Source organism: Alteromonas sp. ABH4_453, assembly GCF_056160665.1.
In genome coordinates, this window is sequence record NZ_JBSWXP010000006.1 from 279,523 (window position 1) to 306,378 (window position 26,856).

A 26,856-nucleotide genomic window follows, 5' to 3' on the forward strand; every position below is an offset into this window, starting at 1 on the left:
TTAAGGGACTGCGACAGTTGCAACAATCTTATCAAGTACGTCGTTAATCGTTACGCCTTCAGCCTCGGCTTGATATGACAGAATAATACGGTGGCGAAGCACGTTGTGAACCACAGCTTGAATATCATCAGGACCAACAAAGTCTCTGCCGCTAAGCCATGCGTGAGCGCGTGCACAGCGATCTAGACTGATGGTTGCTCGAGGGCTTGTTCCCATCGCTATCCACTGGCCTAATTCCGCGTCAAAATTTGCAGGCTGACGTGTGGCCATAATCAATTGAACTAAATACTGTTCTAACTCAGGCGCCATATACAAAGACAAGGCTTCTTTACGCGACGTAAAAATATCGTCTTGAGTTAGCGTTGGTGGCGTAACAGGCGGTTCTGAGAGGGCTTCACCTCGCGTTAAACGCAATATCTCTAATTCTGTCTCGGCGCCAGGATAATCGATGTCCACGTGCATTAAGAATCGGTCTAGCTGTGCTTCAGGTAGTGGATAAGTTCCTTCCTGTTCTAGCGGGTTTTGCGTTGCCATTACTAAAAATAGCGGAGGAAGAGGGTAGGTTTTACTGCCTACCGTAATTTGACGTTCCGCCATGGCCTCAAGCAAAGCCGATTGCACTTTTGCTGGTGCGCGGTTGATTTCGTCGGCTAGCACTAAGTTATGAAAAAGCGGCCCTTTTTGAAAAACAAACTCACCGGTTTCGGGACGGTATATGTCTGTACCGGTTAAGTCGGCAGGCAAAAGGTCTGGGGTAAATTGTACGCGATGAAAGTCGCCGTCAATACCATTAGCAAGTGCATTGATTGCGCGTGTTTTTGCAAGCCCAGGAGGACCTTCTACTAGAAGGTGGCCGTCGGCCAAAAGAGCGATTAGAAGGCTTTTGGTTAACGCATGCTGACCGATAATCTGTTGGTCTAAATAAGCGTGTAACTGTTGAAATTGCGCTGCTGCCATAATGCAAAATTTCCGTTTGAGTTCTCGTTATCAGGAAGTGTCATTTGAACGATAGATTTATTAAATATCTTATAAAGTGATCGCTTAGCTAAAAAGTAAATTACATATTAATTTAGATAGCTCTAGCCCGTCACAATGACACAAAACAGACTTTCATTTCCATATAAGGTTCATTCTATCTTTCTTCAAGTCGTCAAACAGTAATAAAAATGCGATATGCGGTTGGATGCAAAGCAAGCTTTTTAAATTTTGATAGCATAAAACGGTCAAAATTTGTAAACAGGGCAAACTTTAGTTTCATTTATGTTGCCCTTAACCCTGCATTATTTGCTATTTTGTTCATTGTTTGTAAAAATCGGGTTTATTACAGGTCAGACCACTTTGGAGCGATAAGCTCAAACGGAAGTCGGTCATTAATTTAGGTGCATTATGGCAACAAAACAATCAGTTACTACCCGAGAGGGTGATCGCATCGCCATTGTCGCGGGGTTGCGTACTCCGTTTGCGAAAATGGCTACATATTTCCACGGTGTTCCGGCTGTTGATCTAGGTAAAATGGTCGTAAACGAACTTCTCGTTCGCCATGGTGTTCAAAAAGAGTGGGTTGACCAGGTTGTCTACGGTCAAGTAGTACAAATGCCTGAAGCGCCTAACATTGCGCGCGAAATCGTGCTTGGCACAGGCATGAATATTCATACCGACGCTTACAGCGTATCTCGCGCATGTGCGACGAGTTTTCAATCTACGGTTAACATCGCAGAAAGCATGATGGCTGGTACGGTACAAGTAGGTATTGCTGGTGGTGCTGATTCAACGTCGGTATCACCTATTGGGGTTTCTAAGAATCTTGCGCGTGCGCTGGTTGATTTGCAGAAAACTAAGACCCTTGGCCAAAAGCTAAACATCTTCAAGCGTTTAAGCTTAAAAGATCTAGCGCCAGTACCTCCTGCAGTCGCTGAGTACTCTACAGGTTTGTCGATGGGGCAAACAGCAGAGCAGATGGCAAAAACACATCAAATTTCTCGTGAAGAGCAAGACAAGCTTGCGCATCGCTCGCACAGCCTAGCGGCTGAAAGCTGGGAAGCAGGTAAGCTGTCTAGCGAAGTGATGACTGCTTACGCAGAACCGTACAAAGGAGCGCTTGAGCGCGATAACAACGTACGTTTTGACTCTAAGCTTGAAGGCTACGCGAAACTTCGCCCAGTATTTGATAAAAAATACGGCTCGGTAACAGCGGCAAACGCCACACCTCTTACCGACGGCGCTTCTGCCGTGCTGATGATGACAGAAAGCCGAGCGAAAGAGCTAGGCTATACGCCGCTTGGTTACATTAAGAGCTACGCGTTTTCGGCAATCGACGTTTGGGAAGACATGCTAATGGGGCCTTCGTACGCGACACCTATTGCGCTAGACCGGGCAGGCATGACCCTAAACGACTTAACGCTAATTGAAATGCACGAAGCGTTCGCAGCGCAAACCTTGGCAAACGTTAAAATGTTTGCAAGTGACAAGTTCGCCAAAGAGAAACTCGGCCGCGACAAAGCGACGGGCGAAATTGACATGGACAAGTTCAACGTGATGGGTAGTTCAATTGCTTATGGTCACCCGTTTGCCGCAACCGGTACACGTATGATTACGCAAATGCTTAACGAACTAAATCGCCGTGGAGGTGGTACAGGCCTTCTTACTGCATGTGCTGCGGGTGGTCTTGGTGCCGCAATGATTGTGGAGACAGAATAATATGAGTCAGGAACAAGAAATGACAAATGAAGTTCAGCCAACATCAGGCGCATTTACGCTAACTAAGCAAGATAATGGCGTTGCCATTCTTAGCATGGACGTACCTGGCGAAAGCATGAACACGCTTAAAGCTGAGTTTGGCGATGAAATATCTGCCATGCTTGACGATATTGAGCGTGATAGCAGTATTAAAGGCGTTGTATTAACAAGCGGCAAACCAAGCTCATTCGTAGCGGGTGCTGATATTACCATGTTAGCAGCATGCAAAACTGCTGAGGATGCAACGACTATAGCCGCAGGTGGACAAGCTATTTTCGATAGAATCGAGAACATGAAGGCTACCTTCGTAGCGGCTATCCACGGCCCAGCGTTAGGTGGTGGTTTAGAGCTTGCGCTTGCATGTCATTACCGTGTATGTACCGATTCAACTAGTACTCAGGTAGGTCTACCGGAAGTGCAGCTTGGTTTATTACCGGGCAGTGGCGGTACGCAGCGCCTTCCTCGCCTAATTGGCATTCAGCAAGCAATGAAAATGATGCTTACTGGCTCACCTGCACGCGCCAAGCAAGCCAAAAAATACGGCATTGTAGATGAAGTCGTGCCGCATAGCGTGCTTTTGAAAGTGGCAGAGCAGTTTGCCCTTAAACGCAAGCCTGAACGTGAAGCACCGCAAAAAAGCGCGATGGACAAAGTGTTAGAAAAAACAGGTCCAGGCCGTAATATGATGTTTAAAAAAGCGCGTGAAGCAACGTTTGCAAAAACCAAAGGTAATTACCCTGCACCGGGTTACATTATTGACGTTATTGAAACAGGCATGAACGAAGGCATGAAAGCGGGGCTTAGAGCCGAAGCAGAAGCCTTTGGTAAGCTAGTAATGACGCCAGAATCTTTTCAACTTCGTCAGATTTTCTTTGCTACGACTGAAATGAAAAAAGAAAATGGTGTTGAAGGTGTTACACCTGAAAAGATGAAGAAAGTAGGCGTGCTTGGCGGTGGTTTGATGGGCGGTGGTATCGCTTATGTAACGTCGACCAAAGCTGGTGTGCCTGTTCGTATTAAAGATGTACGTGCCGATGGCATCGCAAACGCAATGAAGTACAGCTATGACATCTTAAACAAAAAGGTGAAGAAGCGTTTCATGCGTAACAGCGAAATGCAGAAGCAGTTAGCGCTTCTTACCGGTACGCTGGATTACAGCGGCTACCAAGACGCGGATATCGTGGTTGAGGCTGTATTTGAAGACTTAGATCTTAAGCAGAAGATGGTGGCGGATATTGAAGAGAACTGCAAAGAAAGCACGATCTTCGCGTCCAATACATCGTCTATTCCTATTACACAAATTGCAGCTAAGGCAGCACGTCCTGAAAACGTGATTGGTCTGCATTACTTCTCGCCAGTAGACAAAATGCCTTTGGCCGAAGTAATTGCTCACGATAAAACGTCTGACCAAGTCATTTCATCGACGGTTGAATTTGCTAAAAAGCAAGGCAAAACACCGGTTGTTGTTAAAGACGGTGCGGGTTTCTACGTAAACCGTATTTTGGCACCTTACATGAATGAAGCGGCAAACCTTATTCTTGACGGTGAGCCAATTGAACACATCGACAAGTCTCTGGTTAAGTTTGGCTTCCCTGTAGGCCCTGTGAAACTTCTTGATGAAGTGGGCATTGACGTTGGTACTAAGATCATCCCATTCCTTGTAGAGGCCTTCGGCGAGCGCTTTACTGCGCCAAGTGCTTTCGACAAAGTACTTGCAGACGGCAGAAAGGGTAAGAAAAACCAAAAAGGGTTTTATTCTTATGAAGGCAAAAAACCAGGTAAAGAAGTGGATGAATCAATCTACGAATTACTTGGGCTATCACCGTCTGCTAAGCTAAGCGAAAAAGAAGTTGCCGAACGCTGCGTGCTTATGATGCTAAATGAAGCAGCACGCTGTTTAGACGAAGGCGTTATCCGCAATGCCCGCGACGGCGACATTGGCGCTATCTTCGGTATTGGTTTCCCTCCATTCTTAGGCGGCCCATTCCGCTACATGGACACGCTGGGAATTAAACATGTTGTTGCTCGTTTAAACCATTATGCTACTGCTGTGGGCGATAAATTTGCACCTGCTGAAATGTTAGTGAAAATGGCAGAAAACGATCAAAAATTTTACAGCTAAGTTTATAAAATGTTAAAAAGCCGGGCGTTGCCCGGTTTTTTTATGTCTAACGCGTATTTTAGCTGGTTTATTGTTCTATTTTGGGTAGAATTCCTGCGGTTAAAAAATGAACGTGTCAAATTGTTGGCGTCAATTATCAGTAAGTTAAATTGAATAATTTATGGGGCCAGTAACTCAGCGTAATTAGGTTAAACAGGCGGAGGCAGTGTGATTTCACTCGTAGTATTAAGCGTTATCTTTTCTCTATATTTTTATGTAGAAGCGTTTAAATGGGGAATGAATGCGAAGAAGTGGGCGTTTGCTGGTCTTATTCTAGGCCCTGTTTTGCTGCCTATGTTCACTATCTCTCGCCATATACATTGGCGCAATGCGGTGGGGTTTAATAATCTTTATATTGCAGCGTAGACTTAGCGACTACCTCATTAACTTCAAGCTGTTCTAATCTTGCAGATATAAAAAAAGAGAGTACGCACTCTCTTTTTTTGGAAAATCGTTTCAACTTCAAACTAGAAGCCTACGCCGTTATTACTACCACCTGTTTTAGGTCTAATGTACTCTGGCTGAGTAACGGTTTCTTTTTGCGACTCGGGAGCTTGTTTAGCGCCTTCTTGTTTGTCTGCAGCTACTGGGGTAGCGGTAGAAAGTACTAGTGCAACTGCGTACTCTTTTAACATGTTAATTTCCTCTAATTTTTTTGAACGAACAAACAAAGCCGATTTTTATATTTGTTACCGGCACTTTAGTTATAGCTAGTTACGTGCCAACATTTTAAATATTTAATTAATGCTTTTAAATCATGGGGTTATGATTTTTTTGGGGCAGTCGAGATGAGGGGTAAAAGCTAGCGCCATAATATTGGCACTAAAGTCTAATATACAAAGGTTCAAAGGGAAGAGTTTTGCCTTACATTGCCGCTTGAAGGTAGTTAGCAGGGTAAGAAATGCCCTCTTCAGTAAAGAGTGCTGAAGGTGCGTTAAAGGCGTTAGTACTGGCTACTGCCTAATAATGTATGTAGCTTTTGATTTTCGGTAAGCAGCTTTTCGAAACGTTCAGCGTTTAGAGGGCGGCTGTATAGGAAGCCCTGTAACATCTCGCAGTCATAGCGACGTAGTATGTCTAATTGTGACTCTTCTTCTACACCTTCGGCTACCACTTTAAGGCCTAGGTTATGGGCTATGTTAATGATGGCCGCAGCCATGTGTCGGTCCACATTGCTTTTCGCGATATCATCAATAAACGCTTTATCAATTTTTAATGTATTCAACGGGAAACGTTTTAAATACGCCAGTGAAGAATAGCCGGTACCAAAATCATCCAGCGCTAAATGGATACCTCGCTCGCGTAGTCGCGTCATCATTTGAAGGCCATTTTCAGGGCTTTCCATCAGCGTGCCTTCAGTAATTTCGCACTCAAGGTGAAGCGGTGACAAACCTATATCGCTCAATATTTTGTTTATTCTGTCATCTAGGTCTGGCAGTTCGAACTGTTTTGCCGAAATATTGACGGCAACGCGACCGCTAAACAACCCCTGATTCACCCAGCGTTTAGTATCGGCGCAGGCTTTGCGAAGTACTTGTTCGCCAATTTCAATAATTTGACCTGTTTGCTCTGCTAAGGGAATAAACTGCCCTGGGCTTACAATGCCTTTTTGCGGGTGCTCAAAACGCACTAGGGCTTCCATACTAACCAATTTACCAGAGGCTATATCCACCTTGGGTTGGTAATACACGGTGAACAGGTCGTCTTTTATGCCTTGACGAATTAAGTTTTCAATTTGCAGCTGCCTCACCGCATTTTGATTCATTTCACCACTAAAGAACTGATAGCTGTTGCCGCCGTTATTTTTCGCAAAATACATGGCTGTATCTGCGTTTTTAAGCATTTCTTGGGGTGACTCACCGTCGTCAGGGTAAAAGGCAATACCAATACTCGCTCCGAGCACAAACTCTTGTTTATTGATAATAAAGGGGCGCGATAAGGTATCTAACAAGCTTTGTGCGTAGTGGGTTACCGTATGAATATCGGCGTTATCTTCCATTAAAATACTAAACTCATCACCGCCCAGGCGATAACAAGTAGCATTTTTGCCGGTTATACGCTGTAGTCGCTTGGCTATTTGTTTAATTAAAATGTCGCCGGTTTGGTGGCCCAGTGAGTCGTTTATCTTTTTGAAGTTATCCATGTCCAAGCAAAGTAAGGAGTGAGCGCTGGACTTTCGCACTAAGTTTTGATGGCTTGCTTGGAAAAACGAACGGTTGGGGAGCTCGGTCAACGGGTCAACATTGGCAAGTTTTAAGAGCTCTTTTTCAGTACTTTTACGTGACGTAATGTCGCTGAAAACGCCTACGAAATGGCTAATCTTACCGTCTTCATCGTGCACGGCGTCAATATTTAACTCCATTTCGTAGCGCTCACCGTTTACTCGTACGCTCTCTACCTCACCAGACCAGTTGCCTTTTGACTTAAGGGTTTTCTTGATTTCTTCGGTAAATGCATCAGGGTACAGGTGAAAATGCATATAGCTTGCAAGGGCTTGGTCGCGGGTTTCCCCAGTGTAGCTGCAGTAGGCGTTGTTGACGCTGATAAACTTGAATTGGGTATTGGTAATAAATACCCCTTCTGAAATGTTCTCAATTGAGCGCTTAAACAGGTTAAGCTGCTCTTCAGCTTCTTTTAAGTGGTGGATGTTCTTTAACGTACCCGTCATTCGCACCGGCTGCTCGTTATGGTCACGCTCCACCACTTTCCCGCGGTCAAGAATCCAAATCCACTGATTTTTAAACGTCTTAGCGCGGTAGGCTAGTTCATAAAAATCACTGTTGCCCTCTAAATGCTCTCGCAATGCAGATTTAACACGAGTAATGTCGTTAGGATGGATATTGGCATCATAGGCGCCAGTAGTACGAATATCGTCTTGAGGGAAATCTAACGTGCCCCAAGTGTTTGCGCGATATACTTGCCCTCGATACACGTCCCAGTCCCACAGTTCATCGCCAGAGCTCCACAGGGTAAGCTTTAATCGCTCTTCCGATTCCTTTATAGCAAGCTGGTTCGCTTTTCTTATTTGGTACTGGCGTAAAATAAAGGCAAGGATAGCCAATGCAATTAAACCGTAGAAAACAAGGGCAACGGTATGAAGCCAAGGGGGGCGCTCAATGGTTATTTTCAAGTTTTTGCTTTCAGACCAAGCTTTACCTGGCTCTTTAGCCTGCACTGAAAACATATAGTTACCAAAAGAAATATTGTTAAACTGAGCAGTGCGTTCTTTATCGACGTAAATCCAGTCATTCTCAAAACCGGTGAGCTTGTAACGATAGGTTACTTGGTTTGGATAAACCGGGTTAACTAGCCCAAAGGAAATACTAAAGCGGGTTTCGTCGTGCTTAAGCTCCAACTGCTTTTCATAGGTGATTTTTTCTTTTAAAGACAAATAATTTGAAGCTTCGTCATTTTCAATTTGCTTTTGTCTGGCTTTTGCTAATGAGCCAAACACACTCACTTGGTAAAGTTGGGGAGGAAGCGTTTTCTTCACTTGGTCACTAGCGTTAATCGCTTGCTTTGAGATCTTGACAAAGCCTTTATTACCACCGAAATAAATTGTCTTATCAAAAGTGGCAATGACGGCGCCTTCGCCAAGAGAATTAAATTCCAGCTGTGCATTGGGAATACTGTCCGCCTCTCTCAATGTCGGTAGGTGAACCTTATGAACCCCTCTGGCATCCGAGTACCAGATACTATTCTCTATTGCTATTGTCGAGGTAATAAAACCGCTTTGGTTATCCCTCTTTTGTTTATTTACTAAGGCAAAGTTCTTTTTATCTAATTGGATAACACCGTCAGAACGTGTAGTTAACCACAGGCCGGAAGGGGTTTCGTGTACTCCATAGACTAAAGAATTTATGCCATTAGATGAGTCCAAAACGCGAACAACTCGACGTTCGCTTACTGAGTAAATGACTAGCTTTTTACCGGCCCTAAACCAAATATTACTATCGCTATCCTCATATATTGCTAACATGTCCTCAGATTTTTCGTTTAATGCTGCCCTTATTGTATCGCTGCCTTGTGATTTAGAAGAGACGGAATTAATTCTTATGGAATAGACGTGACCAACTGCTTCCTGCAACCAAATGGCAGATTCGCTCTTGAAGATATAATCGATAAATATGCCTTTAAAGTACTCATTTACTAGCTTCAAGCCGTTTGCAGTGTCTTTGAGCACGAGCAAGCCAGCAGAGGAGGCAATCCAGATATTATCCTGGTCATCAATTTCGATGTCCCAATAGTGTATAGCGGGATCCATTTTTTCGAAAAAATCGAAAAATGATACCTTTCCCGTTTCTCGGGATATTTTGCCTAGCCCTTTTTGCTGCGAAATTAAGTAAAGCGACTCGTCTTTACTTTCAGCAAAGCCCCACAGGGTAGAAAAGTTGTCTTCGCTATGGCGATCGGAATTATACACAGGCTGAAAATGTACGCTGGCATACTCAGGGTGGTATTTGAAAGCGCCGCGGTGAAAAGTGGCGGCCCACACCACGCCTGTACGATCTTCAATCACTCGCATTACTATTGCAGAGGGTATGCCGGTAGTACTGTAGGTATCTGAGTTTAAATGCAAGAAATCAGGGCGATAATCGGGAGATATTGTCGCTTTCGCAGCATCTGATAATAAAAACAGTCCAATATAAGTGCCCACCCATATATCTTCACCAACCACAGAGAGTGAAAAAGAATTAACTTCTTCGGAAACGCCCAATTCATCGCCCTGAATACGCTTTAAAATGCGCCCATTTGAGGCTAAAACGATTGCGCCCTCGTTGGTTGCTAACCAATAATTCCCGTTAATTACTTTGATATCGTGCAGTGCACGTATATCTAAAGAAACACCCCAGGGGTTGACTTTGCTTGCGTCGTAAACATCCAGCGTTTCAGCATCTATTAACGCTGCGCCAAACTTATTGGAGCCTACCCATATACGGTTGGCCTCTTCAAAAATCACTTTTATAAAGCTTTCTTCTTTAAAGACTTGAGTGAGAACGCTTATTTGTGAAGTTTGTTTTGAATAGCGGTAAAGAAACTTTTTATCTGCAAACAATAAATCACCATTTTTTGACTCTGAAATGGCAGTGATTAAATCGGTTTTTATAACAGAGTTTCTTTTGTTAAAAATTTTAAAACTGTCGGTATCTGGCAGATAAAGTGCTAATCCAGAGTGGGTGCCAACCCACAACTTGCCTTCCGAATCTACGAATAGTGTTTTTATAAAACCAGAGGGCAGGGAGTTGGGATCAACATCTGACGGGTGGTACTGCTTTACGTCATAACCCGAGTAGCGATTGAGGCCATTCGACGTTGCTAGCCAAATAAACCCCATATGGTCTTCCACAATGTCTAACACTGCGGTATCTGATAGGCCGTGTTGCTTATTTAATTCTGTGAAGTGAAGATCAGAAACTTCTATCGCCTTTGCAGAATTGAAGACAATTCCTGACAAAGCCAACGAGAGAAGCAGCATTGAATAAATTAGGGTTGAGCGCACCTATACACCTTTGGCATACGCCATTTATTATTTTTTTTTAATTTTACTGGCAGCATCCCTAACAACCAGAAGAATAAATATGCCGAATTAACCGAGTCTCTACAAGGACTTTTTAGAGATAGCAGGGATGATGGGTTACTTATTAAGCAACCGAGGGTGAATTCGGTGTCTATTTATCGACACCGTGGTCAAAAACTTGACGTTTATATTCTGACTATATTGCAGGTTCGAGTCTGTTATCCACAAGATGTTGAAAGAACTGGCGGTGTTGCCAGCAACTTTTTAAGTTAGCGATTTATGGGCGCAGTGTACTTACTGCGCAAACAAGATGCTAAACATTCCGTGAATAGACAGACAAATCGACGGATATGTTTAACACTGTGTTATTAGTAATACGTTGGTTAGTAGTACGGGATTTCTTGCTTAAAGTGAGAAATGCTGTTGATAGTTCGTTTCCCTTGGGTTGAGATTGCTTCGAACTTTCCTCTTGAAAACAGAACGAGTTCTCCGCAACGTTCGCGCTTAGCGAGTTGGTGTGCAAAATCTTGAATTTCTTCAAAACTCAGCGATTTCACGCGCTCGGCAAGCTTAATGTTTCTATTAAAACCTAAATCTTGGGTACCTAAGCTCACCCATAATCGTTGAGACTTCATCGAAAGCGTAAGGTCGCGTTCTTCTAGCTGCTTTATGAGATTTTGTTGAATAGTTGGCCAATAGAAGCGGTAAAATTCTATTTCGTTTAACTGCTGAAATAAAAAGTCGGTCATCGCATCTAACAAGTGTTTGGGGCTGCACTGTGGACTTTGAATGTAAAACGCCATGCCGGGGTGCTGGTTGTGTGGAACATAGCCCGTTCCTACGATATAGCCCAGTTGTTGCTCTGTACGTAAAGAATTGAAAAATGGCGCGGCTAGCATTTGCTCTAACACCATACATAACGCGGTATCGGTTAAACCTGGGGACGGGGCCTGTAGATAAAGCACAACCGCGGAGTCGTCATGATTACAAAGCACTTCGTGATAAAGTGTTCCGCCAACTGGAAGCTTAGATACGGCACGTGACAGTGGACCACCACCTGCATTTTTACATTGTTTTTGTAGGGTTGCTGAAAAGGCTTTTGCTTCTTCACTTGCCCAGTTTCCATGAATAAATGCTTCAATAAAATAATGTTCAAAAGCACGGGCTCTGAAATTAAGCATTTGCTCGTAAGTGATAGTGTCTATCACGTCTAATAGCTCTACCGGAGCCTGGGTGTTACGTTGAATAAGTACACTTAATCTAGAAAATAAACGGTTAGTTGGCTTGTTCAATAGCGAGTTGTGAAGGCTTTGGAGCTGCATCGTTTTGTGATGCTCAAACGCTCTTTCGTCAGGTACAAAATCAAGTACGGCATCGAGAAGTTGGTTGGCCAAAAACGTTTGCTGGTTAGTAAAGCCTCGCGTGTGAAGCGTAAAGCCAGCTTGATGGCCATATATGCGATAGTGAAGACCGGCAATTTCAGCTCTATAATATTTTGCCTGCAAATGATCATTTAAAGCGCCAAGCCAAATGCGTTTGGCGGCAACAGACAGTAAAGAGTCAGAAAATTTTGCGGCATCAAAAGAAATATAAATATCGCCTTTAGGGCTGTGGAACTGCTGGTCTTGTGCAAACCAGAACCGGTAACCGCCCGTGTCGACTAACTTATTCGGAATGTTAAACCCAGTTTCAGGCAGAATAAGGCTGTACTCGTTTGCTAAATAAGGGTTGGGCGGAGGAAGCTGTAATTCACTTATAGCTGAAGGCGAAGCAAGTTTTTGCAATAACGCAGCACTGATTTTCTCTACGCTATATTCAGCTTCGTAGAATGCACAAACTTGTGTTGTCTTTACGTCTTTCGAAATAACTTTCAGACGAATGTTGTCCGGTGTGAAATAGGACAAAGCATGCTCAATGACACTTTTATCATAGCTTCCTATAGTAGAGCGCAGTTTACATAATTCGTCTGGACTAAAAATAAACTGGTGCTGCGCATATTCAGTGACCAAGCTAAGTGGCTTGATATTTTCTTCGTACTCAAGGGCTAGCGTATTTAGCTTCGATTTCTCGTGAAAACGCCAATCCTCATTAGAAGCGTCTCGAATTATTGAGATATAACTAAAAAGTGCCTCTAATACACGGTCTTTGTTGTCGAGCCCGTTTTGCGACAGCTGAAAGCTCACATTAAAGTCTTTAAAGTTGTCTCCTTCTATACCTGAGCCAGCAATCAGGTTCAGCGCCCAGTCTTTTTCTTTAAGGTAGGCAAGTAAACTTCCTTCACCTTCATCCCCAATTAAATGACTAATATAGTTCAATGGTTTTGTTTTGTAGTCATTCTGTAAAGCGGGTAGGGCGAACGTTACTATCATTCGCTTAGCTGACTGCAGTGGGTGAATGTTTATTTGTATTCCTAGCTCATTATCGGTGTAAAGCGGTGGCCAATCATCAGCTGCCAATTCACCTTCTGGCATACTACCGAAACATTGGTGCACTAATGCTTCAAGCTGCGGGAGCGGCATGCTACTGACGATACACAAGCACATGTTTTTTGCGCAATAATAGGTTTGATGAAGTGTTTTAAGGCGTTGTTTAAGTGCGGCGCATCCATGTTGAGAAAAGGTATCACTATTGCCTACTGAAAACTTAGCAAAGGGGTGCTGTGGATTACAGGTTTCTTTGTGAATTTGATAAAGTCGACGCAGGTCGTCTTTCTTTTTGAATTCAAACTCTGCATGAATATTCTTGATTTCGTTAGTTAGCGCCTCGTCTTCAAACAAAGGCTGTCTAAGCATATCGGCGAACGCGGGCAAGGTTTGCGCAATAGCGTCACCGCTACAGTTAAAATGGTAGTTTGCATACTCGGTGCCTGTCCAAGCGTTTATCGTGCCCCCATGCTGCTCAATAAAACCATTTATTGCGTTAGGCTTGGGTAAATGACGGCTTCCCATAAACAACATATGCTCTAACAGGTGAGCTAACCCCTGACAATCATCAGGGTCGTAGAAGTGCCCGGCTCTTACCGCCATAGAAACAAACGACTCACTTGCCTCAGGCGTATAACATAACATAGCGCGTAGCCCGTTAGGTAAAGTAACGTGGTGCGCGTCTTCTAGGTTTATTGTGTTATTCACATCGTCTCATATTTGATAAAAGGCACCTTACTGCTGGAGCGTCTATTAAGATAATCTTCACAAAACCTTAAATAATGGTCGAAAATTCTCATTATTCATAGTTTAGCGCTAGGCGTAGAATCAGCTCTCTGATATCGTTAGCATACTTTCATTAATACTATGCGCAATGTTATGTCAGGTCAAAGTAGCAACGACGACATTTATCTTTTCATTATGCGTCACGGTGAAGCAGAAGCACCCAGACTCGATGACAAGAGTAGGCAGCTTACGTCACTTGGACGAGAGCAAGCGAAGTCAGCTGCACAATGGTTGAAAAAACAGTATTGCACGAAAGGTAGTGTTGATTTAGCGCTTGTTAGCCCATACCGCCGAGCCAAACAAACCCATGATATGGTGTCGCTAGACATAGTAGCTGACAAAGTGGAAAGCAATGAAGATATTGTTCCGGAAGGCTCCCCTCGTTTAGTCAGTGACTATATTGATGGGCTTCTTCATTCTGCGGTTAATTCAAAAAAGCCAATCAAAAAACTGCTAGTGGTAAGCCACATGCCGCTGGTTAGCTATCTGGTAGATGAACTTTGCCAGTCTTACACTACCAGCTTGTTTTCTACAGCATCAATTGCTGTTATCAAGTATTCATTGAACGAGCATAAAGGCACCTTAATTACCCACTACCAAGGCGTCTAAAGCGTGTAGTTAATTCATCCCCAATTTTGCAAAAACTGAACAATTAGTAGTTAAGTATCTTTCTCTTCGGTCGATAGCCTCTTTGAGAGTGTCAAAGTTTATTCTACTGAAGGGTTGGGAAATGGACAGCAAATCTATTCCTGAGCTCCTTAAGCGTTCATTGCAATCGCATATGGCGGAGGCTGATTTACGTGAAGATGAGGAGACGCAGGATATTATTGCCAAGTTATCTGAGTTGTCAGATAAAGTCGCTGCTGCGAAAGCGAGAGCGCTGGCAAATCGAGCGCAGCGACTCGCTGATGAAGCAAAAGGCTAGCGTTTGAAACTGCTAGCCTTAGGAGTTTAGTCGTTATTCGATTCTCTTGGTGGTACGTAGTATTCGGGCATGATTCTAACTGTTTTTATCATGCTTTCTGAAATGTCTACAATTTCTAATGGGTAACCCGCCAAACGTACGCTTACCTTGTTCTCAGGAATATCCTCAAGGTACTCAAGCAACAATCCATTTAGAGTTTTAGGGCCCTCAGTCGGCAAATTCCAATCCATTTCTCTGTTCAACTCTCGTACGTTGGCGCTTCCATCAACCAGTACCGAGCCATCTTGCTGAACGTGCGCTTCTTTACTGTGGTCTGGAACCATACTCGTTGTAAAGTCACCGATAATCTCTTCAAGAATATCTTCTAGCGTGACTAAGCCCATGATGTCGCCATACTCATCAACAACCAGAGCAATGCGCTCTTTTTCGGCTTGGAATTTGTACATCAATGTGTGCAGTGGTGTAGATTCAGGTGTGTAATAAATCTCACGAACTGCACGAAGCAAGCTCGATTTAGTAAACTGATCTTTTGATAAAAGACGTAGGGCGTCACGCACGTGCACAAAGCCTACCGCATCATCGACACTGTCTCTGTATAACAGAACTCGGGTATGTTGAGCATGGGTTAACGCTTTCAGAATTTTCTTCCAATCGTCGTTTATGTCGATAGCAAAAATTTCAGCGCGTGGAACCATAATATCTTCGGCCGTTACGCTTTCTAAGTCCAAAATACTAACTAGCATATCTTGGTGTCGCTTAGGAATCATGGCACCAGCTTCGAACACCACGGTTCTTAACTCTTCTCGACTTAACGAGTCATCACTTCCACTTGCAGGACTAATTTTTAGCAAGGCTAGAATACCGTTTGTGATACCGTTAATGGCTGCCACAAAAGGGTACAGCAAAGTAAGTAGTGGAAGCAGGATAATAGAACTCGGGAATGCCACTTTTTCTGGATACAGTGCAGCCAACGTTTTAGGCGTTACTTCTGCAAAAATAAGCAGGACCAGCGTCAAGCCGAACGTCGCAGCAAAAAGCCCCCAATAGTCACCAAATAAACGAATACAGAGTATGGTTGCAAGCGATGACGCTGCAATATTAACTAAGTTGTTTCCGATGAGAATAAGGCCGATAAGGCGGTCTGGTCGCTCTAGGAGTTTAGCAACACGTATAGCTGAACGATTGCCTTCTCCTTGCAAGTGCTTGAGTCGATAACGGTTTATCGACATCATGCCAGTTTCTGAACTTGAAAAATACGCAGATAGTAATATGAGTACGCCGAGCGCGATAAACAGCGTACTCGTTGATATGTCGTCCAATTAATGGGTTCCTGTCTTAACTTAGGCTTCAAATGTATTGATTTGAGGTCCGAGTTTCAAGGAGAAATTACCGATCTGACCCTAATTGACGAGAAAAGCTCAGTAAGTGAGGAATATTACCGAGCTTTGCGCGGCGTCTCTAAAAATCTTTGCAAGAAATTCCTTGCTAAATAACGCCCTTATTAAAGTAGAAACTCGCGAACTAACTTGCTACCGAAATAAGCTAGGGACAATAAGCTAACACCCAACACTGTCATCACAATGACCTGTCGCCCGCGCCAACCTCGAAGTTTCTGGCCTATCAAAAGAATAAGAAAAACAACCAGAGCGGCCGCTGATAGCACCGTTTTATGCGCGTAAGTTTTGTTGAACATATCTTCTAAGAAAACAAACCCACTGATAAGTGAGACAGTGAGTAGACAAGTGCCTGCAAGCAACAGCTTGAACAAAATGTTTTCTACAAGCATCAAAGGCGGTAGCGATGAATGGAGTAACGCCGCACCTTTTTGCTTTAGTCGGTAAGTAATGTAGGACATTTGAAGCGCATATAGGAATGCAATAACCAAAGTGCAGTAAGCAAACAACGACAAGCTAATATGGATAACCAAACCCGGCTGAAGCTCTATATGCATAATGTACGACACGGGAATAAATTGTGAGGCGAGTACCGTGAGACTTGCAAAGCCGAACACAACCGGAAGTAAAATAAGATTTGGGATGGCGCGGGCAAATATAAGCATGGAAACAGTGATTATCCACGACACTAATGAAAGCACGTTGGTAACACTCATGTCTTGCCCAGGGGCGACAATAATTGCGTTGGTTAGAAAAGCGATATGTGCAATTGCCCCAACACTAGCGATGGATAGCCCTAATCGCTTATTCGGGCCGTCTTGGTGTACGAATTTGCCAATAAGTACTGCCGCAGCTAATGCGTAGAGTAAAGCGGCAGAAATGGCGAAAAGGGTGTTCATGATGCGTCCTGTAATAGGTAGGTGACGTCTTCACCGACTGAGTCGGTATTGATACTGCAACTTGCAAGTAAATTCAACCATCTCCTTGATTTTGTTTGTTTCACACCCATTTTTAATGTGGGTATAGGAGCATGGAAAGGCAATTTTAATTCCATACCTACTTCGAAATTCGTACATCTAATTTCGACAACCCTTAACGCAAAAGTTTAAAAATTTAACCGCAATTGTGGGTACGTTACCGTTCGCTTTTACGTTACAATGCGGGCATTACGTCTGAAATAAAAAGAAGTTTCATACTATGTTTGAGAATTTATCAGAACGCTTAGGCCAGACATTACGAAATGTCAGCGGTAAAGGGCGTCTTACTGAAGACAATGTTAAAGAAACGCTACGCGAAGTGCGTATGGCGCTACTTGAAGCCGACGTTGCGCTACCCGTAGTAAAAGCGTTTGTTGCACAGGTAAAAGAGCGTGCAGTTGGTACCGAAGTAACCAAAAGCCTCAAGCCTGGCCAAGTATTTATTAAAATCGTTCAGTCTGAACTAGAGTCGGTGATGGGGGAGGCAAACGAAAAGCTTAACCTCGCAACTCAACCTCCGGCTGTCGTTCTTATGGCGGGCCTACAAGGTGCGGGTAAAACCACCTCTGTAGGTAAACTTGCCAAATACTTAACAGAGCGCGAGAAAAAGAAAGTAATGGTAGTGAGTGCCGACGTATACCGTCCCGCCGCTATCAAGCAGCTTGAAACTCTTGCTGGTGAAGTGAATGTTGCTTTCCATCCATCTACGATTTTACAAAAGCCCATTGATATCGTTAACGATGCCATCGTAGAAGCGAAGAAGAACTTCTTTGATGTACTGCTAGTGGATACAGCAGGTCGTTTACACGTCGACAACGACATGATGGATGAAATTAAAGAGCTTCACGCTGCTGTTAAGCCAATTGAAACTCTGTTCGTGGTTGATGCCATGACAGGTCAAGACGCTGCGAATACGGCAAAGGCGTTTAACGACGCGCTACCGCTAACCGGTGTAATACTGACCAAAGCAGATGGTGACGCAAGAGGTGGTGCTGCGCTGTCGGTTCGTCACATTACCGGTAAACCCATCAAGTTTATTGGTATGGGGGAGAAGGTTGATGCACTTGAGCCTTTCCATCCTGAGCGTGTTGCGTCTCGTATCTTGGGCATGGGTGACGTGCTTAGCCTTATCGAAGAGGTTGAGCGTAAAGTAGATAAATCAAAAGCCGAAAAGCTGGCCAAAAAGGTACAGAAAGGTAAAGGCTTTGATCTGCAAGACTTTAAAGATCAGCTCGAGCAGATGAAGAACATGGGCGGCATGATGGGAATGCTTGATAAGCTGCCTGGCATGGGCGGTATGTCTGATAAAATTAAAGATCAGGCGAACGACAAGCAGTTCAATCAAATGGAAGCCATCATCAATTCAATGACACCAGCTGAGCGTGCGCGCCCTGACATGATCAAAGGTTCACGAAAGCGTCGCATTGCGGCAGGCTCAGGTACGCAAATTCAAGACGTAAACCGTTTGCTTAAGCAGTTTACGCAAATGCAAAAAATGATGAAGAAGATGTCCGGCGGCGGGATGAAGAAAATGATGCGCCAGATGAAAGGCATGATGCCACCGGGTGGTGGCGGCTTTGGAGGCCCGGGTGGTCCGGGCGGTCCAGGTGGATTTGGCGGGGGCGGCTTCGGCGGAGGCGGCGGCTTCCCACCACGCTAATTCGCTATAGTTAAAAAACTACCAAAACCTTAATAGCAGCAATGCATTGAGGTTTTTTTTGTTTTTATTGCATCCAATATCAAATGTGGCTCGTAAGGCTTATTGAATAGGACGTGAGCAGTATCTATCGCACAGATTCGCGGTTGACAGCGTCTCTTCAAAAACAACAAGTATGGAGATGAAGATGGAATTCAATAAAACATCACAACAAAAATTAAAACTGTCACTATTAGCTACAGCCATGGTGTTCGCACTTAGTGCCTGTGATGGTGACGACGGGACCGACGGTTTGGATGGTGCTGATGGCGTCGATGGCGTCGATGGCGTCGATGGCGCGCCAGGACAAGATGGAGCTCCGGGCTTCGCTGCGGGTACTTTTTTGGTTGCGAATAATGGCGATGATAATCGCAATACGGTAACTGTAGTAGATCAAAATGCCAATGCACTCAGCACGGTTACTACAGGTGCTAATGAAGGCATTGTTTTCACTGGAAGCGGTGCCTTGGTGCAAGCTGGTGACAGTGATTTACCCTTACTGAGGACATTGTGTAAATTCGATACCCAAACCAACTACATGATGAATACGGGTAACGAAATAACCGGTACAGCAACAGGTCTGGTTAACCCCAAAGGTATCGCGTTTGCTGAAGATGCTGGCCTAGTAATGGTAGCTGATTTTAACGGTCAAAAGGTAAGCGTTTTTGGAGGGCAAGCGTCGGGAGATGTTGCGCCTGTAGCTGAGATTATGGTTTCCGCAAAACCATGGGACCTGGCATACGACGAACAAAACGATAGATTATTTGTGGCTCTAACCGATGGTACGTTAGCGGTATACGACAACGTAGCTGGTTCGGGCTTTGCGCCCACAGTAATGCGCTCGGTGGTGCCTTCTGATGCAGATGGCAATCAAATATCAGTTAACCTTCATGGTATTGTATATGAGCCTATGTCTAACCGCATGGTAGTCTCTGATGTGGGTGATGCAGCAGTTGCAGACGACGGTCAAATTTTTGTTTTAGAAGATATCTCGTCGGCTGACGGGGCTGTCGTACCAACAAGAGTCATCGGTGGAGCGTCGACTCAGCTTGGAAATCCTGTAGATGTTATTCTAACGGGCTCTGACCTTCGCGTGGCGGAAAAATCAAACGACGCTATTCTGGTTTTCTCAAATATTTTCAACGGAGAGAGCGGTGATATTGCACCAACTTTATCTACACCTTCTGTGAAACCAGAGTCTTTGGCTGAGTTTAAAGAATTAGATGAAATGAAAGACGCTTCGGACGACGGGATAACGACTATGCCTATTATGGGGCTCTCGGTATCAAGTAACCCTTCAACAGAAGGGGCGACAACAGGTGAGGTTGCCCAATACAGCGCTACATTATCTAGTGACCTGAGTTCTTTTGACGCAGGTATGAGCATTGAGAGTGCCGCGTTTACGGCAAGAGGTGACGGTGTTATCACTTTTGATGATGTGGATACATCAACAGGCGGCTTACTAGTCATCAATCGCTTGAAAACTATGCGCGATGGAATGACGTATAGCGATAGCTACGACCACATGATTATGGGTAGCGAAACCGGACTGATTGCACCGAAGGGGTTAGACATTGCTTCTGAAGCCGGTGTGGTATTCGTGGCTGATGTTAATGAAAGCACGCCTGCTGTAAGAGCTTTTTCGCCATGCGCATCGGGTAATGTCGCGCCTCTATTAACACTTGAAGCCGCTAACGGGGCTCGCCCTTGGGATGTGGATTACGACCCATCGACTGACAGCGCTTATTTAGCATTAACCAACGGTTCGGTTGCCGTGTTTGAAGAAGTAATGCGCAGACTGCAAAGCGGTGAGACCGTTATTACCGGTGAGGATAGATTAATCGTACCAGCTAGCGGCGGTGCTGCATTTGAGGCGCCAACAAACATTCATGGTATAGACTACGATAGCCAAAGCGATAGCCTTGTTATCTCTGACGTTGGTAGCGCTGCAGATGCAACAGACGGCAAACTTTATGTCATTCCTGGTGCTGGCAATGCAGATGGCTTAACTGATGTATCGGTTAATATCGCAGGTCCTAGTTCGATGTTGGGTAACCCAGTAGATCTAATGCTCAGCAATGGTCATGTTTATGTAGCGGAAAAATCAAACGGTATGATCCTTCGCTTCGATAACATTTTAAATTCAGCCTCGGGTGACATCGCGCCGACTTTCAGCATGATGTATCCCGCGCCTGAGTCGGTAAATGTATTGTCAGTGAAGTAAAATAGCTGATGAACAGCCTTATAGGAACAGTTCACTTCTTAGCTGTTCAATGAAAGCTCAATGCTTTCGCTAAAGCGGCACGTACCTAATCAGTACGTGCCGCTTTATATTTATGTGGTGTTATTAGCATATTCAAAAGCTTGGCTAACTTAACTTTTAAACAATAGCATGCTTTGTAACCAACAAATCGCCGCGCATCTGTGCAAATTCATGAATTCATAATACACTGACGGGCTACATCGTGCGCATGTGCTCGCTTTCTTTCAGGTATGCAACTTTTACCCTATCAAAGCAGGTACAGTTTTGTGCTGTGTGAGCGTTCACGCGGCAGAGTTATTGATACAGGAACACTATGGCAGGCTTAAAACGTATTATTCTTATCGACACGCATTTACCAGGCGTAGTCGAGCTAAAGCTTGATGGACATACCAATATTTGTGGTACCAATGCGTCGGGTAAAACCACGCTTCAACGACTTATTCCCGTGTTTTACGGCGAGTACCCAAGTCGCGTGGTGCCGGCAACCCGTGACAGCTTTGAACGCTGGTATTTGCCTCGTTTATCTAGCTTTATTATTTATGAATACACGCGTGCTGAAGGTGACCTGTGCCAAGCAGTGTTAAGCTCAAATGGTACCGGCGTCAATTATCGTTTAATCGGCAAGCCATTTGAAATCAGTGACTATTTAATAGAGCAAAAGAACGGCAAACACGCTAGTGTAAGCAGCGCTGAGCTTGCACGTGCCATGAAGCGTAACAACATATTGGTTACGAGCTTACTTAATACGAAAGACTTCCGCGCAATCATTCAAAACGATCACGGTGTGCTTAACCAGAGTAATAATGCCCGAGAGCTATTAGGCTACGCTAAAATCTTTAGCCTTTGCGAACCGTCGAAACACATGCGCCACATTGAGAAGTTGGCTAAAGCGGTTCACTCTAAAGAAGGCAAGATGGAAACTATCAAGGCCATGATTGCCGCCATTTTAGAAGAGGATGGTGTTACGCCACCTACTTCAGGCCTAAGCCGCCACCGCGTCGATGACTGGATTAAAGAATGTCACTTAATTAAACAATTCGACAAAATTCGTCCTGAATTTTCTAAACTCGAACAAGCTGACATGGCGCTAACCACAACAGAGCAAGTGCTTGCTAACCTTAAGCATAGCTTCGAGCTTGATAAGACCTACTTGGCTGCGCGCGTTGAAACAACAAAGAATGAACTGGATGAGAATAGCTTCCAGCGCAAACAAACGGACAGCGAGTGGGGTGATACCCGCGATCACCTAAACCAGGTTATTTCCTCTGCCCGTGCTGATGTTGAGAAGTTCACCAGTGAACTTGATACGGTAGAGCGTGAATTCGATAAGTGGCAAGACGACAATATTGAGCAGCTTAAAGAAGATGTAGCAAATTTGTCGCAGTGGCAAAATGAAAAGGCCATGGCCGATAGTCGCTATGTACTGCTTACTGAAAAACACCAAGATATTGAGTCGGCCTACAACAAGCGCTTGGCTGAGCTAGGTGAAAAGCTGTCAATTACTCTAGAAGAAATGTCAGCCGCACGCCAAGAAGCCGCAGAGAATAAAGCTGAGCAGCAGCAGAGCGAGCGTGAAGCATTAAGTCGCATTCAGAGCGACTACAATAGCCAGCTAAGCGCGCTTCAGAACGATTACCAAAATAGTTTGAATGAGCTAAAAGTTGCTGAAGCTGAACTTAAAGCGTCACTTAGCAATGCAGGCTACAACGAGTTTGAACAATCCCAGCTAGATATTCTTGATGCGGCCATTAAAGAAGCATCTATCAATGAAGATGCAGCGCGGGGTGAGTTGCGACAAGCGCAGCAGGCGCACAGTAAGTCAGTCGAGTTTCGCAAAGAATATTCAAATGCGTTAGATAAAGCGCGCAACGCCTTTCAACAAGAAGAAAAAGCGGTTAACAAAATTAATGCGCTTCTTTACCCTGGCGAAGGCTCGCTACTTGAGTTCTTGCGCGCCAATGTCGATGACTGGGAGTTATCCTTAGGTAAAGTTGTTCGCCCTGAGCTACTAGAGCGCACTGATTTAGCGCCTGCTATGGCAAAGGATGCACAAGGCGACAGCCATACCTTTATGGGCGTTAAGTTAGCACTTACTGAACTTGACACTCCAGACTACGCCTTCACTGAACAAGCACTTAAGCAGCAATTGCAAGAAGCTGAAATTCGTCAAGCTGCTGCCCTTGCCGCGCAAAACGAATGCGAACAGCGCTTGGCGAAAGCGAACGAAGATGTGCGCAACGCCGAGCTTGTGGTTACCCAAAAAGACAACGCTGTTAAGAGTGCCGAAGCCAGCCGTAAACGTGCACAGCAAGACCGCGATACGGTACTTAGCGAATATCAGCAGGCGCTTTCTACTCGTAAGCAAAAAGCCAAAACTAAACTCGAAGCTAATCAGCAGTCGCAAAAGCAAGCGAAAGCACAGTTTGAGCTTAGCCGGGACGAAATCAAAGATCAGCAGCGTGAAGCCGAAACTGAGCACAAGTTCCATTGGCAGCAGCTCATCGCTGACAGTGAAGCGCGGATTTCTCAGCTTGATAGCGATATGCGAAAAGCAAAGGACAGTGCTGCTCAAGACCGAAAAGATATGCAGGATTGGCTGGAAAGCGAATTAAGTAATCGCGGTGTGGATGTTGATGAGATAGGTCAACTTAAAAAGCAAATCAATAAGCTGAAGGAAGATATCACACGCACTGAAACCCACCGTCATAAAGTAGCCGACTACGAGCGTTGGTACACTAACGTGTTTACCAAGCAAAAAGTGGTATGGCAGGAAGGCTTGTCTAAGTCGCGTAAGTTATTGGGCGAATCTGAGCGTAATTTAGCCAGCAAACAAGCAACCTATAAAGCTAACCGCGAACAGCTTCAAGAGCAGCACGGGCAGCTTGAAACTACGCTTAAAACTGCCAGTGAGCACTTGGAACAGGTTAAAACCTTAAGTAAATCTCTTGCCAAGCTTACGCTTCAGGCAGGTGATGAAACGGCTGAAATTAAGCACGACGATGTCAGTATTGGTCAGCGTATCTCTGAAGTGCAAAGCCAGCTTCAAGAGCGCGAAAATTTATTGAGCGATGTGCGAGCTTATGTAGAACGGTTTGATCAGCTTATAGCAGCGCAAGCAGGCACAGGTCTATCTGACACTTGGGAGCGCGCCCGTGAAGAGTGCGCAACGCTGAACGCCCATGGCGTGAAGAGCTTTGATCACCGCCGTATGGTGTCGCATTTAGCACAGCTTCTAAACGTGATTGTTCCGCAGAAGCTACAGGGCTTGCGTGAGCAAGGCCGTATCTTTGGTGCCGATCTTTCGCAATACTACTTTGTACTTGCCGATATCGACAAACGCATTGTGTCGCAAAGCCGCCGTATTACCCAAGAGGTCGACGGCGACCTTTCTCTTGACGGTGTATCAGACTCGGCTGTTAAAATTCGCTCACGTATAAGTGAACTTGAATTCTGGCCCGAACTTGAGCAATTCAGAAAGCTCTATGAGCACTGGATGGAAGAGGGGGCTAACGAGTTACCAGAGGAAGAGTACGGTCAAAGTATGCGCCGGGTTCTTGATATTCTTGGCCGTGCAGCGCTTACGGGCGGCATTAGCAAGCTACTTGATATCGAGCTACACCTACGTGAGGGTAAAAGTGACCTTGTTATTCGTACCGACCGTCAGCTTAACGAGTCATCAAGCCACGGTATGGCCTACCTTATTTTGTGTAAATTCTTACTCGCTTTCACCCGTCTTCTGCGCGGCGATGCTGACGCCACAGTGCATTGGCCGATCGATGAACTAGGTACACTTCACCAAAACAACGTGAAGAAAATCTTTGAAGCGTGTCAAAACAATAATATTAGTGTAGTCGGCGCATTCCCTAACCCAGAATCGGAAGTACTGACACTGTTTGAAAACCGCTACTTGATAGATAAGGTAACCCGTCAACTGCAGGTGGTTCAGCCCAAAGCAAGTTCTATAGGGGCGCGCATTAAACAGAAAAAAGAAGCAGAAAAGAACGGTGAAGTAGCAGGTGAGGAGACATCAGCATGATGACAGAGCAAGGCCGTGTACTGAGTGCACTTTTACAAGGCGCGTTTATTTGTCAGGTGACCGATGAAGAGGCATGGCGTTTTCTTAAATCAAGAGACAACGCTGCGCAGTTAGAACCTCATTTAGCGTTATTAAATCGTACATTATCGACCACCGCTGAGGGTGACGTATTCTTTGCCAGCTTTCTCACCATTGGTGAGAACGAGCGCAAAGTGCTTACACAGCAGTTCCAAGATACAGCATCTAACCTAGTACCTCTGGTAGAGTGGTTGCTGCTGGTTCAGCAAGCCAATGAATCTGACATGCCAATTACCATGGGTAGCGCTATTCGATTAAACGAGCTGCAAACAACCATTGAAGACACGCCGGCTTATGCAGAGCAACTAGAGAAAATTTCGCGCTATCGTATGTTCGGCTCTACCAGCGTGAACTTAGATGGACAGCTAAAGCAGGTTTTTAAACGCTTGACCGAAATGGGTTATCTGATCAAGCCAAACCCAGATAAACAGATTTATTTGGGCACCGGTAAAATTGAACACCTTTACGAAATGCTACGTTTCATTGATGAAACTGAAGCGCTGAGTTTATCTGAGCAGGCGGAGGCCGCTATTTCGCAAGGTAGCTTGATATGAGCCAGGTGTTAATTCAGGCGGGGACTAAACTATTAAATGCGTTGGGTCGTCACAGCGACCTTATCATGCAGGCGTATGTAAATGGTTCAGTGAAAGAGCGCGACCACAGCCCAAAGGTATTGGAGCAGCTTATTCAGTTGGGAGTCTTATGGCGTCCCGAAGCGCAAAGTGAATTGCGCTTAAAAAGTGCGGTAAGAACGCTTTTAGAAGGAAGCTTGCAAGACGAACGTAACCGTACAATTAATGCGAATATTGGTGCGTCGCTGGCTAGTCTTAAAACGTTAACCGAGCACTATAAGGAAGCCCTTCACTACAACAAGTACAATGAAGCGGCAGCCCACATGGGCGATTTGACCGAGCATGTCTATCAACTTTCAGAATCATTGAGTAATAGCGTGCGTGTCATGTTTGGCCGTATTAACAATGAATTCGGTTATGTGTCTTCGGTTGAAGCTAAAATTCGCGAAAATGAACTAGCGCAAGGGCAGGTAACCGACTTACTTGCCCAGCTTGAGTGTTTCCGCTTCGATGAGTTGAGTGAACTGGCAGGTTCTAACCGTGAGCTTCGTCACTTGCTGGTAGTGTCACTGCAGCAGCGCTTTGCCAAAGCCGCGCAGGAGTTATCAGTCGTACAGGCACGCTTATTAGACTTGTTGGGCCGGTTCAGAGAGTTCCAAGGTCGGACACGTTTGCTTAAAGGCTTCTTGCTACACATGGAGCAGCAGCCTGATTTTGCGCCAGGCAACTACGCTAACCTGACTAACGTACCTGTGTTGTTTAACCAATCGGACGCGATTATCGCTAACGCTGCTCCAGACGTGAACAACGTTGAGCATGAAGCCGATTACCAAAATATAGTGGCGTCGTTAACCCACGTACACAAACGTCAGACTAAGCACGAAGACACGAAGCCGGTCGATATTGATGTGACTGAGCAATCGACCTTGTCGCTTGAGAAAGATCCGTTGCAGAAAGCGGTAGAGGCGTATTTCTGTGACGTCATCGATTCTGGTCAGCCTAAAACTGCGCTGGATTACTTTGAAGAACACGCCTTAGACTTTGACCCTGAAGTGTGGATCTATCAGGTGATTGGGGGGTATCAAGCCCTAAACGATGAAGATAAGCAGTTTTTTGCATTAGAATCTCACGGTAATAACGATAAAATCTATACGGGCAATTTCTACATAAATGATATCACTCTGGGCTTGAGATAGGCACAGACTTAGTTTTTCCCATCCATTTCAAATGTAGGTCTGGCCCTTTCTTATAAAGGGCTAGACTTTCATTCAACACCAGGTTTCCAAAGCTA

The 26,856-nt window shown here is 44.8% G+C and carries 16 protein-coding genes; 10 read left to right on the forward strand and 6 right to left on the reverse strand.

What is annotated here, in order from left to right:
- Positions 1 to 957 carry an AAA family ATPase gene (locus ACXAGV_RS13865; protein ID WP_014948808.1) on the reverse strand — a complete coding sequence of 319 codons (957 nt, stop codon included), beginning with the start codon at positions 955 to 957 and terminating at the stop codon, positions 1 to 3.
- A gap of 429 nt (positions 958 to 1,386) precedes the next feature.
- Between ACXAGV_RS13865 and fadI the strand changes: the two genes are divergently transcribed.
- The 3 genes from fadI to ACXAGV_RS13880 all read left to right on the forward strand — a co-directional run bounded on the left by fadI (position 1,387) and on the right by ACXAGV_RS13880 (position 5,263).
- Positions 1,387 to 2,697 (forward strand): acetyl-CoA C-acyltransferase FadI, encoded by a 1,311-nt coding sequence (gene fadI / locus ACXAGV_RS13870; protein WP_014948809.1) that lies wholly within the window; start codon positions 1,387 to 1,389, stop codon positions 2,695 to 2,697.
- Positions 2,698 to 2,716: 19 nt separating this feature from the next.
- A complete protein-coding gene (gene fadJ, locus ACXAGV_RS13875; RefSeq protein WP_474873761.1) occupies positions 2,717 to 4,858 on the forward strand; it encodes a fatty acid oxidation complex subunit alpha FadJ in 2,142 nt (713 codons plus the stop codon).
- A gap of 207 nt (positions 4,859 to 5,065) precedes the next feature.
- Positions 5,066 to 5,263: a hypothetical protein gene (locus ACXAGV_RS13880; protein WP_474873762.1), complete on the forward strand. Its 198-nt coding sequence runs from the start codon at positions 5,066 to 5,068 to the stop codon at positions 5,261 to 5,263.
- Positions 5,264 to 5,364: 101 nt separating this feature from the next.
- Here ACXAGV_RS13880 and ACXAGV_RS13885 read toward each other — a convergent pair whose 3' ends face one another.
- The 3 genes from ACXAGV_RS13885 to ACXAGV_RS13895 form a co-directional block, all read right to left on the reverse strand.
- A complete protein-coding gene (locus ACXAGV_RS13885; protein WP_474873763.1) occupies positions 5,365 to 5,532 on the reverse strand; it encodes a hypothetical protein in 168 nt (55 codons plus the stop codon).
- Between the two features lie 308 nt (positions 5,533 to 5,840).
- On the reverse strand, positions 5,841 to 10,397 hold the full coding sequence (locus ACXAGV_RS13890; RefSeq protein WP_474873764.1) for an EAL domain-containing protein: 4,557 nt from the start codon (positions 10,395 to 10,397) through the stop codon (positions 5,841 to 5,843).
- Positions 10,398 to 10,798: 401 nt separating this feature from the next.
- On the reverse strand, positions 10,799 to 13,546 hold the full coding sequence (locus tag ACXAGV_RS13895; RefSeq protein WP_474873765.1) for an insulinase family protein: 2,748 nt from the start codon (positions 13,544 to 13,546) through the stop codon (positions 10,799 to 10,801).
- 171 nt (positions 13,547 to 13,717) lie between these two features.
- Here ACXAGV_RS13895 and sixA point away from each other — a divergent pair, with 171 nt between their 5' ends.
- Both sixA and ACXAGV_RS13905 read left to right on the forward strand, forming a co-directional pair.
- Positions 13,718 to 14,233, forward strand: a complete 516-nt coding sequence (gene sixA / locus ACXAGV_RS13900) for a phosphohistidine phosphatase SixA (protein ID WP_474873766.1) — start codon at positions 13,718 to 13,720, stop codon at positions 14,231 to 14,233.
- A 121-nt stretch (positions 14,234 to 14,354) separates the two neighbouring features.
- Complete coding sequence (locus ACXAGV_RS13905) at positions 14,355 to 14,549, forward strand: hypothetical protein (protein ID WP_014997798.1); 195 nt, start codon at positions 14,355 to 14,357, stop codon at positions 14,547 to 14,549.
- A 26-nt stretch (positions 14,550 to 14,575) separates the two neighbouring features.
- On the opposite strand, the gene ACXAGV_RS13910 is transcribed toward ACXAGV_RS13905, so the two are convergent.
- Together ACXAGV_RS13910 and ACXAGV_RS13915 are read right to left on the reverse strand one after the other, a co-directional pair.
- Positions 14,576 to 15,868, reverse strand: coding sequence for an HlyC/CorC family transporter (locus ACXAGV_RS13910; RefSeq protein WP_474873767.1), 1,293 nt, complete (start codon positions 15,866 to 15,868; stop codon positions 14,576 to 14,578).
- 182 nt (positions 15,869 to 16,050) lie between these two features.
- A complete protein-coding gene (locus ACXAGV_RS13915; RefSeq protein WP_474873768.1) occupies positions 16,051 to 16,842 on the reverse strand; it encodes a cytochrome C assembly family protein in 792 nt (263 codons plus the stop codon).
- Between the two features lie 298 nt (positions 16,843 to 17,140).
- On the opposite strand from ACXAGV_RS13915, the gene ffh reads away from it, so the two are divergent.
- From ffh to ACXAGV_RS13940, 5 genes are all read left to right on the forward strand, one after another.
- Complete coding sequence (gene ffh, locus ACXAGV_RS13920; protein ID WP_474873769.1) at positions 17,141 to 18,580, forward strand: signal recognition particle protein; 1,440 nt, start codon at positions 17,141 to 17,143, stop codon at positions 18,578 to 18,580.
- Positions 18,581 to 18,764: 184 nt separating this feature from the next.
- The gene (locus ACXAGV_RS13925) at positions 18,765 to 20,840 is read left to right on the forward strand and encodes a YncE family protein (protein WP_474873770.1); all 2,076 of its coding nucleotides are present in this window, start codon (positions 18,765 to 18,767) and stop codon (positions 20,838 to 20,840) included.
- A 352-nt stretch (positions 20,841 to 21,192) separates the two neighbouring features.
- A complete protein-coding gene (locus ACXAGV_RS13930; protein ID WP_474873771.1) occupies positions 21,193 to 24,915 on the forward strand; it encodes an ATP-binding protein in 3,723 nt (1,240 codons plus the stop codon).
- Entirely contained in the window at positions 24,912 to 25,547 is a 636-nt protein-coding gene (locus tag ACXAGV_RS13935; RefSeq protein WP_014978725.1) for a condensin complex protein MksE, read from the forward strand. The genes ACXAGV_RS13930 and ACXAGV_RS13935 overlap by 4 nt, the downstream gene beginning before the upstream one ends.
- On the forward strand, positions 25,544 to 26,761 hold the full coding sequence (locus ACXAGV_RS13940; RefSeq protein WP_474873772.1) for a phosphoenolpyruvate carboxylase: 1,218 nt from the start codon (positions 25,544 to 25,546) through the stop codon (positions 26,759 to 26,761). Before ACXAGV_RS13935 ends, ACXAGV_RS13940 begins: the two co-directional genes overlap by 4 nt.
- Positions 26,762 to 26,856 lie beyond the last annotated feature (95 nt).

What these genes read in the sequence shown, in the direction of transcription:
- ACXAGV_RS13865 (WP_014948808.1), bottom strand. Translation starts at nt 957, where the DNA reads ATGGCAGCAGCGCAATTTCAACAGTTACACGCTTATTTAGACCAACAG.
- fadI (WP_014948809.1), top strand. Translation starts at nt 1,387, where the DNA reads ATGGCAACAAAACAATCAGTTACTACCCGAGAGGGTGATCGCATCGCC.
- fadJ (WP_474873761.1), top strand. Translation starts at nt 2,717, where the DNA reads ATGACAAATGAAGTTCAGCCAACATCAGGCGCATTTACGCTAACTAAG.
- ACXAGV_RS13885 (WP_474873763.1), bottom strand. Translation starts at nt 5,532, where the DNA reads ATGTTAAAAGAGTACGCAGTTGCACTAGTACTTTCTACCGCTACCCCA.
- sixA (WP_474873766.1), top strand. Translation starts at nt 13,718, where the DNA reads ATGTCAGGTCAAAGTAGCAACGACGACATTTATCTTTTCATTATGCGT.
- ACXAGV_RS13905 (WP_014997798.1), top strand. Translation starts at nt 14,355, where the DNA reads ATGGACAGCAAATCTATTCCTGAGCTCCTTAAGCGTTCATTGCAATCG.
- ACXAGV_RS13915 (WP_474873768.1), bottom strand. Translation starts at nt 16,842, where the DNA reads ATGAACACCCTTTTCGCCATTTCTGCCGCTTTACTCTACGCATTAGCT.
- ffh (WP_474873769.1), top strand. Translation starts at nt 17,141, where the DNA reads ATGTTTGAGAATTTATCAGAACGCTTAGGCCAGACATTACGAAATGTC.
- ACXAGV_RS13925 (WP_474873770.1), top strand. Translation starts at nt 18,765, where the DNA reads ATGGAATTCAATAAAACATCACAACAAAAATTAAAACTGTCACTATTA.
- ACXAGV_RS13930 (WP_474873771.1), top strand. Translation starts at nt 21,193, where the DNA reads ATGGCAGGCTTAAAACGTATTATTCTTATCGACACGCATTTACCAGGC.
- ACXAGV_RS13935 (WP_014978725.1), top strand. Translation starts at nt 24,912, where the DNA reads ATGATGACAGAGCAAGGCCGTGTACTGAGTGCACTTTTACAAGGCGCG.
- ACXAGV_RS13940 (WP_474873772.1), top strand. Translation starts at nt 25,544, where the DNA reads ATGAGCCAGGTGTTAATTCAGGCGGGGACTAAACTATTAAATGCGTTG.